This is a genomic window from Ruegeria sp. CJ2 (genome assembly GCF_056536745.1).
On the sequence record NZ_JBQFQF010000014.1, the window covers coordinates 36691 to 51203 of the forward strand.

The 14513-nt window shown below is 57.3% G+C and carries 10 protein-coding genes; 2 read left to right on the forward strand and 8 right to left on the reverse strand.

The features are described 5' to 3' along the window. The 3 genes from ACR0MS_RS17735 to ACR0MS_RS17745 form a co-directional block, all read right to left on the reverse strand. On the reverse strand, window positions 1-1023 hold the full coding sequence (locus tag ACR0MS_RS17735) for a carbohydrate ABC transporter permease (protein WP_480576727.1): 1023 nt from the start codon (window positions 1021-1023) through the stop codon (window positions 1-3). Between the two features lie 68 nt (window positions 1024-1091). Continuing rightward, window positions 1092-2303: an ABC transporter substrate-binding protein gene (locus ACR0MS_RS17740; RefSeq protein ID WP_480576724.1), complete on the reverse strand. Its 1212-nt coding sequence runs from the start codon at window positions 2301-2303 to the stop codon at window positions 1092-1094. A gap of 74 nt (window positions 2304-2377) precedes the next feature. Then, window positions 2378-3424 (reverse strand): ABC transporter ATP-binding protein, encoded by a 1047-nt coding sequence (locus tag ACR0MS_RS17745; RefSeq protein ID WP_480576721.1) that lies wholly within the window; start codon window positions 3422-3424, stop codon window positions 2378-2380. 122 nt (window positions 3425-3546) lie between these two features. Between ACR0MS_RS17745 and ACR0MS_RS17750 the strand changes: the two genes are divergently transcribed. Both ACR0MS_RS17750 and ACR0MS_RS17755 read left to right on the forward strand, forming a co-directional pair. Next, on the forward strand, window positions 3547-4578 hold the full coding sequence (locus tag ACR0MS_RS17750; protein WP_480576826.1) for an ester cyclase: 1032 nt from the start codon (window positions 3547-3549) through the stop codon (window positions 4576-4578). Continuing rightward, complete coding sequence (locus ACR0MS_RS17755) at window positions 4575-5444, forward strand: amidohydrolase family protein (protein WP_480576718.1); 870 nt, start codon at window positions 4575-4577, stop codon at window positions 5442-5444. Before ACR0MS_RS17750 ends, ACR0MS_RS17755 begins: the two co-directional genes overlap by 4 nt. A 141-nt stretch (window positions 5445-5585) precedes the next feature. On the opposite strand, the gene ACR0MS_RS17760 is transcribed toward ACR0MS_RS17755, so the two are convergent. From ACR0MS_RS17760 to ACR0MS_RS17780, 5 genes are all read right to left on the reverse strand, one after another. Further along, a complete protein-coding gene (locus ACR0MS_RS17760; protein ID WP_480576715.1) occupies window positions 5586-6458 on the reverse strand; it encodes a sigma-70 family RNA polymerase sigma factor in 873 nt (290 codons plus the stop codon). A 1-nt stretch (window position 6459) separates the two neighbouring features. Next, window positions 6460-7188, reverse strand: a complete 729-nt coding sequence (locus ACR0MS_RS17765; protein WP_480576712.1) for an SDR family NAD(P)-dependent oxidoreductase — start codon at window positions 7186-7188, stop codon at window positions 6460-6462. A gap of 382 nt (window positions 7189-7570) precedes the next feature. Next, window positions 7571-8350 carry an SDR family NAD(P)-dependent oxidoreductase gene (locus ACR0MS_RS17770; RefSeq protein ID WP_480576709.1) on the reverse strand — a complete coding sequence of 260 codons (780 nt, stop codon included), beginning with the start codon at window positions 8348-8350 and terminating at the stop codon, window positions 7571-7573. A gap of 410 nt (window positions 8351-8760) precedes the next feature. Next, entirely contained in the window at window positions 8761-11325 is a 2565-nt protein-coding gene (locus ACR0MS_RS17775) for a hypothetical protein (RefSeq protein ID WP_480576706.1), read from the reverse strand. A gap of 353 nt (window positions 11326-11678) precedes the next feature. After that, the gene (locus ACR0MS_RS17780; RefSeq protein WP_480576703.1) at window positions 11679-14510 is read right to left on the reverse strand and encodes a calcium-binding protein; all 2832 of its coding nucleotides are present in this window, start codon (window positions 14508-14510) and stop codon (window positions 11679-11681) included. Between the last annotated feature and the right edge of the window lie 3 nt (window positions 14511-14513).

Below are 14513 nucleotides of genomic sequence, written 5' to 3' on the forward strand. Positions count from 1 at the left end.
TCAGTGGCCTCCTTTGTGATCGCGCCATGTACGGCGCAGCGGCAGGATAAGCAGGATGACAACACCGATCATGGTCAGCATCGAGTTGGCCGAGGCCCGGCTGATCGACCGGTTGCCCGCCTGATCCGGCGTCAGGTAATCGAAGGTTAGCCACTGCAGCGAGATGACGTAGCCCTGGCTCGAGAAGCCGACGATCTCTTCGAACACCCGGTAGCTGTCCATCAGGTGGATCATCGACACGAAGATGATCAGCGGCATCAGATGCGGGATCACGATATACTTCATCCGCTGCCAGCGGGTTGCCCCGTCGATGATGGCGCTTTCCAGACTGTCCTGATTGACCGTTTGCAGACCCGCATAAAAGACGATGGCGGCAAAAGGCGCGACGTGCCAGACGCGGTAAAGCATCATCAGGATTTCGATCGTCCGCGCCTGTGCAAACAACGCGATATCGCGGTTCAGCCACCATTCGATCAACGCTGTCATGATCCCGTCACCGCGAAACAGCCAGTTGATCGACAAGACGCCGATCACAGGCGTGATGATGAAGGGCAGCAGCGAGACAAAGATCACGGGGCCTCGTATCGACCGGGCCGCATTGTTGATCAAAACCGCGATGCCCAGCCCGCATCCGACCACCAAGGGCAACGTGATCAGCGTGAAGGTCAGCGTGAAGCGCAGTGCTTTCCAGAAGTTGATCGTGGAGAGAACCTGCCAATTCCCGTCGCTGATCGCCCGCCAAGCCCGCTCCGGCTCCAGCACGTTACGATAGCTTTGCAATCCGACATACCGGGTCTGGGTGATAATCTCGCCGTGTTCGTCCAGTTTCGGCTGCGAGACCTGCTCGGTCACACAGGTCTGGGTAATAAAGCCCGGTGTGCAGGTTTCCTTCTCAACCGTCTCGTAGATCGGCTGCGTGATGTAAAAGCTCTGCTTGAACACGCTGACCAGCGGGAACGCGATAAAGAGAAGCATCATAAAGACAGAGGGGCCGACAAAGGCGGCAAATGTCCGGAAATTCATGGCTCTGCCTTTCTCATGGTTCTCGGGTGGAAAAAGCGGGAGGGCACGAGGGCCCTCCCCAGAGAGGATCAGTTGCTGATCAGACCAGCTTCTTTCGCGGCGGTGATGTAATCCGCCTCGATGTCGGCCAGTGTGGTTTGCGCATCCTTGGCACCGGTCAGATAGTCCGCCAGACCATTGCCCAGAGAGGTGTGCATGATGCCCATCGGACCGGACGCAGGATAGGCTTTCGCGCCACCTTCGGCCGAGGCCGCGGCACCGGCCGCCAGGTCGCCCGGAGTATACGCCGTGCTGAGCCAGACCGCCGTGTCGTTATTGGCGCTGACCATGTCACCGTCCATACCTTCAAGCGCGACGCGGAAGGCGGCGTCGGCCTCTTCATCGCTTATGTTCGAGGCCAGCACGATACCGTCCCACCAGATCGTGGTTGCAGGAACGGACGAGCCCATCGGGGCGGCGGCCATCGTGACCTTACCAACCACCTGGCTTTCGGCTTCGTCATTCATCGCAGCCGCGCGGCTGGCCCACAGGTTCGCCATCGCAATCTTGCCTTGCTGGAACTGCTGCTGAACATAGGTCGAGTCCGACACCAGATATTCCGGGTCCATATACTCGGTCATGGCCTTCATCATCTCGAGCGCGGCGACGCCCTGATCATTGTTGATCGCAGGCATGTTGCCGTCACCGAAGAACTGACCGCCTTCGCCAAGGTACATATTGACGAATTCCTGACCCAGATTCCAACCGGTCTTGAACGTACCGCCAATCGGATAGTCCATGACGCCTGCTTCCTTGATCTTGGCGGCTGCGGCCAGAACATCGGCGTAGGTCTTGGGCTCTTCGATGCCCAGCTCGGCCAGAACGTCATCGCGATACATCAGGTGTTGCGCGTTCACCATCATGGCAATCGCCATGGTTTTGCCGTCCACCTTGATCAACTGGTTCGGCAGCAGGTCTTGCCCGTATTTCTCAACCAGATCATCCAGCGGACGGATTGTGCCCGCGTTCAGCAACGGCACCAGCGTGGCGTTCGAGACGCCGCCAATCTGGTAGAGCGCGGGATCAGCCGCAAACGCTTCGGGCTGCTTTTCGCGGAATTCCTGATCGAGCGAGGCGCTGAAATTGCCACACTCGGCCATCGCGTCGGTCACGGCTTTCCAGGCTTCAAACCCGGCTGAGAGCGACTTTAGCGGGACATCGTTTTCAAAGGCACAGTCCGCCCATGCGCCTGCGGCGGCAAAGGACATGGCACCAGCCAAGAGGATTGATTTGAGTTTCATGCGTTACTCCCTGTCAGGATCGGTCCGTCGTCGACGTCCGGACCGGTTGTTTGCCCGGTTGGGCTGTTATGGGGCTACGCCCCGATCCGCGCACCGCTTTCAGCTTCAAAGAGGTGGCAGATGTCTTTCGGCACCGAGAACGAGACGTTTTCGCCAATCTCGGCGCGGAATGCTTTGTCGGCCTTCACCGAGACCAGAGCTCCACCGACGCGGACCGAGATCATGGTCGCATCGCCCAGCAGTTCGAGCGTGTAGATCGGAGCCGTGATTTCGCCCTGTCCTTCGGCAAGCCCCGCGTCTTCGGCGCGGAAACCCAAGGTCAGGGGGCCGTCGGGGGCATCGACCGGAATCTGGACGTGCTCGGCGCGGAACACACCGTCTGACACCTCTCCGTCCATGAGGTTCATCGCCGGCGAGCCGATAAAGCTGGCGACAAACGTATTGGCAGGCCGGTCGTAAATCTCGGTCGGGCTGCCGACCTGCTGAACCACGCCCTGTTTCATGACGACGACGCGGTCAGCCAGCGTCATCGCCTCGATCTGGTCATGGGTCACATAGATCGTCGTAACCGCCAGTTCGTGGCTGAGGTTCTTGATCTGCGCCCGCGTCGATACCCGCAGCTTGGCGTCAAGATTGGACAGCGGTTCATCCATCAGGAACACGTTCGGCTCGCGCACGATAGCGCGGGCCAGCGCCACGCGCTGACGCTGTCCACCGGACAGTTCGGCAGGTTTGCGGTGCAGGAAGTCATCTAATTCCACCATCGCGCTGGCCCGGCGGACTTTTTTGTCATGGGTCGAGGGATCAATCCCGCGCACTTTCAGAGGAAAGCGGATGTTTTCATAGACGTTCATATTCGGATAAAGCGCATAGCTTTGGAACACCATCGCCACGTCCCGGTCCTTCGGCTCCAGATCGTTGACGACGTTTCCGTCGATCAGAATGTCCCCTTCCGTGACATCTTCAAGCCCCGCGATCATGCGCATGGTCGTGGTCTTGCCGCACCCTGATGGGCCAAGAAGAACCAGGAACTCTCGGTCTGCGATGGTCAGATCGAAATTATGGACCCCAACGAAAGAGCCCCAGCGCTTGCCAACATTGCGCAGCTGAATTTCCGCCATGATCCCCCCGAGAAAGATTCGCTTGCATACGTTTGCAAAAATGTAATCAACGTACATCATTTCTGGCAAGACATTTTTGCATACGTATGCAAAACTACGCTGAGATTTCGACTCACACCGGGATGAGAAGGCTCGTAATACACTGGCAAAAAAGGAAAAAGACATTGAACTCCCAAGCCGAAAAAAAACTTGTCCGCGCGTTCCATTCCGCGATTGAAGCTGATCTGCCCAATGCAATGAACCAATTCTGCGCCCCAGATATGCTGTGGCGGGGCTTTCATCCATTCAATGAAATCACCGGGGCCGAAAACGTCGCCCAACAGTTTTGGCAGCCGCTCAAAACTAGCCTGACCCGCTTACAAAACCGGGTCGATATCCTGTTTGCGGGACAGAATTCGCTTAGTGACGAGGACGGGGTTTGGGTCGCTTGCATGGGGCATCTGATGGGTCTGTTCGATCGGCCGTGGCTGGGCATTCGGCCCACTGGCAAAATGGCCTTCCTGCGGTATTGCGCCTTCTACAAGGTGGTGAACAACACGATCACGGAAACGGCGATGTATTTCGACATCCCGCATCTGATGGTACAGGCTGGCCAAAACCCGTTCCCCCCACAGACCGCTGCGCATTTGGTTCAGCCCGGACCGATGCCGCATGACGGTGTGTTGCTCGACCCTCAGCCGCCGGAAGAAGGCCAAAAGACGTTGGCCTTGATCAACGCAATGATCACGGATCTGGGTCAATGGAACAGCGGCTTGTCGCTGGAGGATGAGCTGGCCAGAACATGGCATGACGACATGATCTGGTGGGGCCCCGAGGGGATCGGGGCGACCTATACGATTGAACGATACGCCAAACAGCATTCGGGCCCATTTCGGGCTGGCTTTACCGACAGATCCAAAACCACGCATGTCTGTCGCATGGCCGAGGGGCTGTATGGCGGGTTCTTCGGCTGGCCGAACTTCACGGCTGTACCGTCAGGTGGTTTCATGGGGATGCCCGCCACCGGCAAACCCGGTGAGTTTCGGGTCATCGACATCTACAGGCGCGCCGGTGACAAGCTTGCCGAGAATTGGATTTTCATCGACCTGCTGCATTTCTGGCGCGGGCAGGGGGTCGATATCCTGACCCGCACCACGGGGGTCGAAACACCATGAGTATCGACGCGCATCACCACCTGTGGGACCTGTCGGCCGTCACTTACCCCTGGCTGATGGAGAAAGGTGCGGTCCGTTTCTTCGGAGACCCCACGCCGATCCAGCGCGACTATCTTTTGCCGGAATTCCGAGCAGATGCCGGGGCGCAAGGTATGACCGCGTCGGTCCACATCCAGGTGGGCGCGGCCGACCCCTGGGCCGAGGCGCAATGGGTGCAATCCGTGGCTGATCAATTCCCCGACTGGCCATTGGTGCAGGTGGCCTTCTGCGATCTGACTGCGAAAGACCTGGATCAACAGCTCGACCGTCTTCAAACGCTGCCTTCGGTGCGGGGCGTTCGTCAGATCATTGGCCGGGCGCCGGGCGAAGATGCGACAAATGGGACGAACGCGCTGCTGAAAGACCCGGCGTTCTTGGATGGTCTGAAGCAACTGGGTACGCGCGGCCTTTCCTTTGACCTTCAGCTTGTGCCAGAACTTATGGCCCAAACCGCTGAGGTTGTTGCGCAGGCTCCGCACACCCCGATAGCACTGTGCCACGCAGGTTCGCCACACGATCGGACGCCACAGGGATTGCAAAAGTGGGCAGATGAATTGACGGCATTGTCCGGCCTGCCGCAGGTCTGTTGCAAACTCTCTGGCCTAGGAATGTTCGACCATAACTGGAGCGCTGACAGTGTTGCGCCGATCATATCAACCTGCCTGTCCCAGTTTGGAGCCGAACGCTGCATGTTTGGATCGAATTTTCCGGTCGACAGCCTGTCTTCTACGTATGAAGAGCTCGTTTTACGGCACCAGAAACTGATTCCGGGTGCAAGCCAAAAGGACGTGTTTCATGACACGTCAAAACGCTTCTATCGCTTTTGAAAACACTGGCGTTCACAAGGCAAAGGTTTGTTGCGTGCGTAGGAACGCAGCCACCTCGAATTCAGGTGCCCTGCCATATTCATCAATCGCGCGACAGAGATAGGCCAACGTCCATTTCACTCGGATGTAAATCACAAGTTTTCACCGCATTTTCTGCCACTGCACATCCTGCATGATGTATCTCGCGTACCGAAAATCTTGTATTCGCCAAAGCTTCCGTTCCGTGAAAGCGACCCGAATGACATAGGCTGGTTCGTCACCAGGGTTTTGGCGGTCAAAGACCAGAACTGTTGGTGTGCCATCAACATGGCCGGGTACCATCAGCCAATCGGCGACCTGCGCGTAATTGGTGAAATATCCACCGACGGCAGCCGCGCCATTTCGATGTTCTATGCCGACCACGTCCAAGGCAACCTCATCTGCCAGCATCGCGCGGATCGTATCGAAATCATGGGCGTTGAAACAGGCGGTATATTGCTCCATCAGGGCTTTGTCCCTGTCACTCAGATCGCCCGGTTGGGCCTCCGGCGCTGTTCTCAGCGCCTTGCGACCTCGTTTGAGTGTCGATTTCACAGCGTCAACGCTTGCATCCGAGATATCCGCAACTTCCGTCGCGCTGTAACCCAGAACGTCAAACAAGATGACCGCGCTGCGTTGTCGTGGCGTCAGAGCCATGAGCGGGCGCAGCGCATCCGATGCGCCGCCAGAGGTTGGCAATCTACGCGTGATGGCTTCGTATTGAGTCAAACGATCCTTCATGGCCTGCTCCGAATTCCGGGCGCGGATGGCGTTGAGCGCAGTGTTCCGACCGATCCGAAACAACCACGCGCGCAGGTTGCTGACCTCGGCTCCGGCGTCGATCGCTTTCAAAGCGGAAATCAGCGCGTCCTGCAGAACGTCTTCGCCGTCAAAAACCGATCCCATCATGCGCGACAGAAACCGATGCAGGTCCGGGCGCAATGCGGTGATCGCTTTGATCAGGTCGGGACGGGTCGACGGCACAGAAGGCTTCATATCAGGGCAAGTCTTTCATGCCGGCACCGTCGATACCATAGGTTCCTGCCTTGGCCTCCAAAACCACCCCACACATGTGATGCGCAATCGCCTCGGGCGTCAGTGGATTCTCCCACTGGGCCATGAAACCGGCTGCGTCACCGCCCCGCATCTGTCCATAGGCATGTGCTGCGTCCTGCGCGATCTGTGTCCCTTCGATCAACTGCAGGGGATAGATCGTTGTGAAGGTCAGCCCCAGATTTCGCTTGTTCGATTCCATCTGCGCATAATTCATCGCAAAATGCTGCATTCGTTTTGCCCCGGCATAACCCCCGGACAACGGTGAGCCATTCAGTGCCGCTCCACTTGCAAATGCGATGACGGTGCCACCGCTTGGCATGGCTCCGTTCAAAGCGGCTTGCACCAGTTCAAAACTCATTTTCGTGTCGCTGTACCAAGGCGCGCAGAAATCTGACCAGCTATAGGCGCTCAATAATCCGAGCTCCGGTTTGATCCCACCGATCTGCAAAACCGTGTCGGGGGCGTGCTTCCCAAGCAGTTCCGAAATCGCACCATCGGCGGACGCGTCCATCTCTTCGGTTACGATCCCCGGCATTTCAGAAGACATGCTTGCCAGGTCCGACGCTGTCCGCGCCACCGCAACAACGTGATGTCCTTCGCGGGTCAGAGCCTTCGCCGTGGCGCGTCCAACGCCCCGCCCGGCACCCAGAACGATTACTTTCTTGGCCATTCTCAAATCCTCATTTTGATCACTCAAAAGTAAGACACGTCACCGGGGCAAAACGGGGCGCAACGATGTAATTTGGGTTGGATACCGCTTGGGTTACTTGACCCAAACGCGTCACGGCCTGCCTTTGCGCGCAAACTTTCTGATGACCAGGGCGTATTGCGCCTTAGCGTCTCCAATCACCGGCAGACCGTGAATGGGCAGGACATGCTCGAAGGGCAGATCCGAAAGCGACAGCAGGTCCTGCGTCGCCGATTTGAAACCTTCGGAATTAAGACACTTGCAGCCAATAAAACGGGGCTGACGGCGGATTGGCTGACCTCAGGGGCCGTCAGCTTTCGTTTCACCCATCAGGCGACGAAGTCCTTCGAACACCTTTGTATCGCTAGGGCATAAGCTGGCCACCGTTCACCTCGATGGTCTGCCCGATGACATACCCGGCCAAGTCATCCGATGCGAGGAACAGGAACGCGCCGACGCAGTCGCTTGCGATCCCCAATCGGCCCTGTGGCACCGTTGCCCGCATCGCGTCCAATTGTTCCTGCGTCGAATACCGCTCGTGAAACGGCGTAGTGATCACGCCGGGCGCCACGGCGTTCACGCGAATGCCGTAAGCGATCCATTCCTTTGCCATCCCCCGCGTGACGTTTGAAACGAAGGATTTGGATGAACCATATAGCCCGGCGCCGTTGCTTGCCCCATTTCGCGCCGCAATGGACGTGGTGTTGATGACGAATCCACCGTCTTGCTTCAGATAGGGCAAGGCGGCTTTCGAGGCGACAAGGACAGACCGTGCATTCAGGTCCATGATCTCGTCATAATCTTTGTCGGTTGCGTCCTCATAGGCGACGCGACGCACCATGCCGCCTGCATTGTTGATCAACCCGCGCAACCCACCCAGACGGTTGGCCACGTCCTTGACTGCGGCGGCCAGTTCCTCGGGGTTGCTCGCATCCGCGCGGACCAGCTCGACCGTGCCACCTGACGTGCGGATTTCGTCCGCCAGCGCCTCGGCCGCGTCCTTGGAAGAGTTGTAGTGCAACCCGACCTTGGCACCCTGCTGGGCGAACGCACGCGCAAGCTCGGCCCCGATGCCGGTTGATGCTCCCGTGATAAGCACTGCTGCACCAGCGAATTCGGGCAATGAAATCTGTGACAAGGACATGCGTATCTTCCTGTTTGGTTGAGATCAGATCGACCCGGCTTGGATTATATAGGTGTTTGTCCAGTTCACGGTCGCGCAATTGGTGTTGTTCCGTTGCAAAGGCCCGGGTCGGTCGCAGAGATTAGCGGCCATTTCAGGTTCAGCTTGCCAAAACTGGAAATGGACGAAACGGGTGGCCCCGTTCGCCGATGTTGTTCAGGTCTTTTCACCTCACCACCTCTATCGGTATCGGGCAAAGATGAACACAGCGAGGCGGATCACTTCTTTGGGATATGGCGTTTCAAGAAAGATGACGACCCAGTTTTCGATTTGAAAAAACCGTAAGTCATTCGCCCCTTGCGACAGGTCCCGATGTTTCTGATCGAATACGCCCGCCCCAGAAACCGGGCGGGCGTTTGGCGTTCAACAAATCAGGCGATCGACATCCCGAGGTTTTCAAGCTGGCTCACCAGCGCGCTGTTCGCCTCGTCGATCGAGTTCCAAACGTCGGCCGTCAGATTGCCAAGGCTCAGGTCTTCTGCCTGAACATCCCTGAGGGTGATCGTATGGGCCCCGTTGCCGACAACCTCAAACACAAGATCATCGCCAATCTCGCTGACCGCGACATCGCTTGCACCCAGAGAATTGAAGTCCAACACATCTTCGTTTGGATTGAACCCGGCGATCGCGGTCTTCGCGCCCCAGTTCCAGGTAAGTTCGGCGACATCCGCTCCCGCGCCAAACGTCTGGGTGTCGGTGGATTGACTGTCACCCGACCCGGAGGACCCGTCACCCGTGCCATCGCCATTGTCCGGACCCGCAGAGGTTCCGGTCAAATCGCCGGTTCTGGTTTGATCCCCGTCCGTTGTCTGTCCCACAGGAGCTTGCGGGGTCAGCAACATAGTGCGGTCAACCAGCGTCACATCGTTCTGATCGAAACCGAAGGGCACCTCCAGATTATCCTCCATCACCTGGTCGTGGTGGAACTCGACCAGACCCGGGATCAGATCGGCCTTGGATACACCGGTCAGTGTGATGCTCTGCCCGGTCGGAAGGGATGAGATCAGCAGACCTTCGCTGCTGTCCTCGACGGTCAGGCGTTCGCGTGTCCCAAAGTAGAGAAAGCTGAGCTTCATGGTGGCGGGGTCAAACCCGTCGATCACCTCATGCACGCCGTATTCGTGACTGCGGACATAAACGGTGTCAGCCGCGCGCGGGCCAAGCCCCTGTTCCCAACTGATGACGCCGCCCATGTCCTGACGCAGGTGCTCGTTCCCGACGATGCCGAAATCATCAATCGTGACGTCCTGAAATGTCACGCCCTGAACAATCTGCGCTGCATCGGACCACGGACTGTCGATGACGATCTCTCCGGCGAGCGATTTGGTCACGATCATGCCGTGGACCGAGGTTCCGCCAAAATCCAGCTCATCAATACCGGGACGGAAGCCGGTTATGTCGTCGGCATTGCTGTCGGCGCGGTATTTCAACCCTCCGGCATCCGTGTTTCCATTGATCGCCGGTGGGTTCGATCCATCCGTATCATAGGCAAGGGTGTATTCCTGCCCAGTGCCCGGCGTGGTAACGACTTGCCCGAGCGCCGCGGAGATCTCGTTCAGAACCGCCTGATCGGTGACCGAGAAGTTGCTGATATCGAGATCAGACAAACCAAATCCGGTGAAAGTGATCTGCTTGGTTCCGCTTCCGTCGTTCAATTCGATCCGAACAGTATGGCCCAAGGCATCTCCGCTTTCTTCAAAGATCGCGAAGGCTTCGGCGGTGATATCCGCGCCGATTTCGATGACGTCCCCCATCGCAGGCATGAACCCGTCGATGACTTGCGCGGCACTGGCAAGGTTTAGGGTAACATGCATGTGCTGATGGCCGTGGCCGCCTTGGTCCGGCGTGGTGGTGCCTCCGACAAGGCTCAGAACTTCGGTCGCTGCGGTGGCGTCCAGAATGGTGAAATTGGCCGCGCTGAGCTCGGCAAGGGTCACACCGCTGAGCGTTGTCGTCTGGTTGTTCGACGGGATTGCGAACACGACCGAGCCATTCACCTCGCTGACATCCAGCGCGTCTGCGCCGACCCATGAGATAAAGATCGTATCTGTCGCGGGATCAAATTCGGGAACCGTGGTGTTGGACCCCCACGCCCAGGTGATCACCACATCAGCCGTCGCCTCGGTCGTATTGGCCGTCCCGTTGCCGGTCGGTTCGGTTGGCGTCGGCGGGGTAGTTGGCGGAACAACGGGTGGAGAGGTTTCCCCGGTATCGCCTGTATCCGTGGGCAGAACACCATCCGTGTAGACCTTGATTGCATCTTCAACCGATGGCGCATCATACCCGCCGAACTGCGAAACATAGCGCAGGATCGAGGTGTCATATTCGTCGGTCGAGACATTTCCGCCTTGCAGCAGCGACAATGTTCCCCACGCGCCGCGAAGATGCGCAGCGGCCATAATGCCGGTTAGAGTGAGGGTGACCGAAACCTCCTGACCGTTTTCCATATAGGTCCGGGTTGTCCCCAGATAGTCGGAGAGGCTTTCCCCCTGATACCCAAGCCCGGTTTCGATGACCTGAAGGTTATATCCAAAGGCTTCTTGAATCGCGCGTTCCTGCGCTTCGGCGGTGGTGAAGTCCGCCAGAGAGTTGACCCCGTTTTTTCCGGTCCAGGTCCCGTCCCATGTGTTCGACGCGGCACCGTTTCCGTAATAGACGTCGTCGGTGTAATATCCCAGGTCGATCAGTAGTGCCTCGCCGAATTGATAGCCTACGAAACCCAGCGAATTCATCGAGCGATAAGACATGGCGTCCCATTCATCGCTGCTCAGGTCCGACCAACTGGAATAGTTTGGATAGAAATCCGTGACCTCTCCTCCGGCCCATTGGTTCAACTGCCAATCCTGGATGACCCCAGCGTCATAGCGTTCCCGGTCCCAGCCAGATTCAAACGCGCGTAACGCGTCGCGAAACTCTTCATATGTACCATTACTCATCTTGAAATAGACTCCCATCTTGTCTTTGTTTCAGCCCAATTTTTGCGGCTTTCTAAGCCCGATCACGTCGGGCCCAACTTGCGTAACAAGTTAGATGTTCAGGGCACGTTAAGAGTTCATTAACAAATTTATCTGCGCGGATACGGGCCTAGATTGCCCTTTTCGATGCGCAGAAAATCGCCATATGTCATGGGGTTATCGGGATTTTCGGCAATTGATTGGCGCGGTTGCGCGGGTCTTTGCCAAATTGAGAATGACGCAAAAATTAACTTTGCGTCACTGCCCGATCGAAGCTGTCAATAAAGCCTCAGCCGATCCGGACCGGCTGAGGCGTTTTGTAGGTTAAGCGATGATCAGAGACCCCAGTCCTGCGATTGCTGAACCGTCAGTTCGCTGATGTGCTGCATGACGTCGAAATGCTCATCGACCCCCTGAACACTGATGACCTTTTGGCCGTTTGCCGTGACCCAATGCGTATTGGAACGCCATTCGATATGAAGTTGGTCCAGAGATGAGATCCCGAACCCGTCCAGATCGAGGACAATCGAGTCATTTTCGTCGAAGTCCCGGATCACCTGACCACCATACTGGCTGCCCGGACCTGTGATGACAAAGGTATCGCTGCCTTCCCCACCGAACAGGCTCGCAAATCCGGCCTGCATCTGCTGGTCCGCATCCAGGATCAGAACGTCATCTCCATCACCGCCGTAGGCATTGGTGATCATCGCCCCTTTGCGGATCATGAGGATGTCGTTGCCGTCGCCCCCATCCAGAGTGGTGAAGGAAGCGCCACCGCCGACAAGATAGTCGTCTCCGCCGCCGCCATAGAGGTTGGTCAGATCGTTGCCTTCGCCACCGATCATATAGTCCCAGCTATCAGTACCATGGACGGTTTCGCCGGTTTCAACGCTGATCTGGTTGCCGTATTTCTCGAACCACTCCAGCGTGTTCGCGCCGAAAGGCGGTTCATAGACAACCTGATAGCCGTCTTCGTCGCTACCAACCAGACTGCGCAGGTCGATCAGGGAAATGTCAAAGCCATTCCCGTCATCATCATAGCGCACGATGACCTCGCCGGTCGCCTTGCTGAACAGCACGATCTTTCCGTTCTCAATGCGATGATCCAGATCGAACCAGTTCGTCATGCCATAGGCTCCCATGTCGATTTCGATCCGGTCGCCGTCTTCGGCACTGAAATCGGTGATCTCGTTCTCTCCGCCGGTCATGACAAACGTGTCGGCACCGCCGCCACCTGTCAGAACGTCATTGCCTGCACCGGTGGTGAAGATGTTGTCATCGTCGTCGCCGATGATGACATCGTCATGATCACTGCCATGGATGTTCTCGACACTCCAAAGCAAGTCATGCCCTTCGGTGTCACGATCTTCCGCATGGATGTCGAAAGAACCGGCGCTGTTGCCGTGCCACGCCCAGTAATAGTCGCCGTGGGTATCAGTCTTCTTGTCGGTCATGTCGACATAAATGCCGCTCAGACTATCACCATACCAGGCGGTGTCATTGCCTTCGCCACCATAGAGCTTGTTGAAGCCACCACCACCTGCAAGGATGTCATCACCGCCAAAGCCGTGCAGCACGTCGTTCCCGTCGTTGCGGATTTCGGCCTCGTCACCGCCATATATATCCCGCTCCGAGACATAGGCCTGCAGAACATCGTTATGGTTGGTACCAAGCTGCCGGTCACCGTCATCGCTGCCGACCATCGAAATACCGCCGAAGGCACCAAACGAGACGAACTTGCTGGTTCCAAGCCCGGCGAGTTCCTCGGCACTCAGGCCCAGATCAATCCGCTGCCCCATGCCGTACTGCACGCCATCCGGACCACTGATGATTGCCGTTTCCCGCAACCGCTGGATAAACGCATCCGCATTCCCCTGCGAGATGGTTTCAGCCCACGGGAAGATGTTCGCGGCATCATCCCAGAAAAATGTTGCGATCACCTTGGGCTTGTTGTCGGCGGGATCAATTGTCACCAGGTCAAAGGCGGCATTGGCCACCATCGACGCTTGAATATCAATCGCCACAAGACCTGTCACGTTCACCGGCACGGTGATCTTGTCTTCAAGCGGGTTGAAGTCGTTGATCGTCACCAGCGCCAATGCGGTCGGTTCCTCTGTATGAACCGGCTGTTCGTCCGTTTTGAACATGTCGATCAGTCCGCCGACCACGGTCTTGGCCACATACTCCATGAATTTTTTGCCGGGCATCATCTTGGCAACCGCGAAACCGGTCAGACCCGTGATCAGACCTGCGGATGGGCCGCCTGACGACTCGGTGCCAGGCACAACCGGTGCTGGCTCCGGCACGGCTCCTATGATGAAGGTGTCAGCGCCTTTGCCACCGTGAAGGAAATCCGCGCTGCCTGCCTCGATATATCCCGATGACAGGATGTCGTCGCCGTCCCCCCCATAAAGCTGGTCGCTGCCGGTGCCACCAAAGAGTTTGTCACCTTCATTCCCGGCAACCAGAATGTCATTGCCAGCACCACCGACGAGGACGTTCTTGCCTTCACCACCCGACAGGTAGTCGTTTCCGTCTCCGCCATAGAGGACGTCATTGCCCGCCTCACCAAAGAGAACATCATCGCCCGCGAAGCCATAAATGATGTCGTTGCCAGCACCGCCATAGATAAGGTCATCATGGATATAGGTGTGAATATCTTCTCCTCGGTGCTGGTAGGTCAGAGATCCCATGCCATAGATGACATTGTCACCGCTGTTGCCGACAATCTTGGTATAGGCTTTTTTCTCGTTGGACTTCGCCCCGTTCTGGACCGAGTTCGTGAAGTTGGTCTGCCCCTCGGCCATACGGTATTCGCCAGCAGACAGGAACTTGTTCACGCTGAACACATAGCTGAACTTGTTCAACTCGGTGCCGCTGCGCGCCCAGCTCTGATCGGGCGCAGGGGGTGTTACGGTTGACGTGCTGCCACTGTCGAGCCAAAGACCGGCCTCATCCGCGGATACGGTTGTATGCTCCGCATCGGCGTCAAGGGTCAGAAACCCTCCGACCTGCTCGTCGTGCATCGAGATTTCATCAGCGCCTTCAGGCTGAGGATATACCGGCGGTACAATAATGAGTTCGTCTTCGGTTTCGCCGAGTCCGATCGTTACGTTCACCGTGCCTTTTGCAGCGGAATGAACCTTAGATTTGCTAACATGTTTCATGTC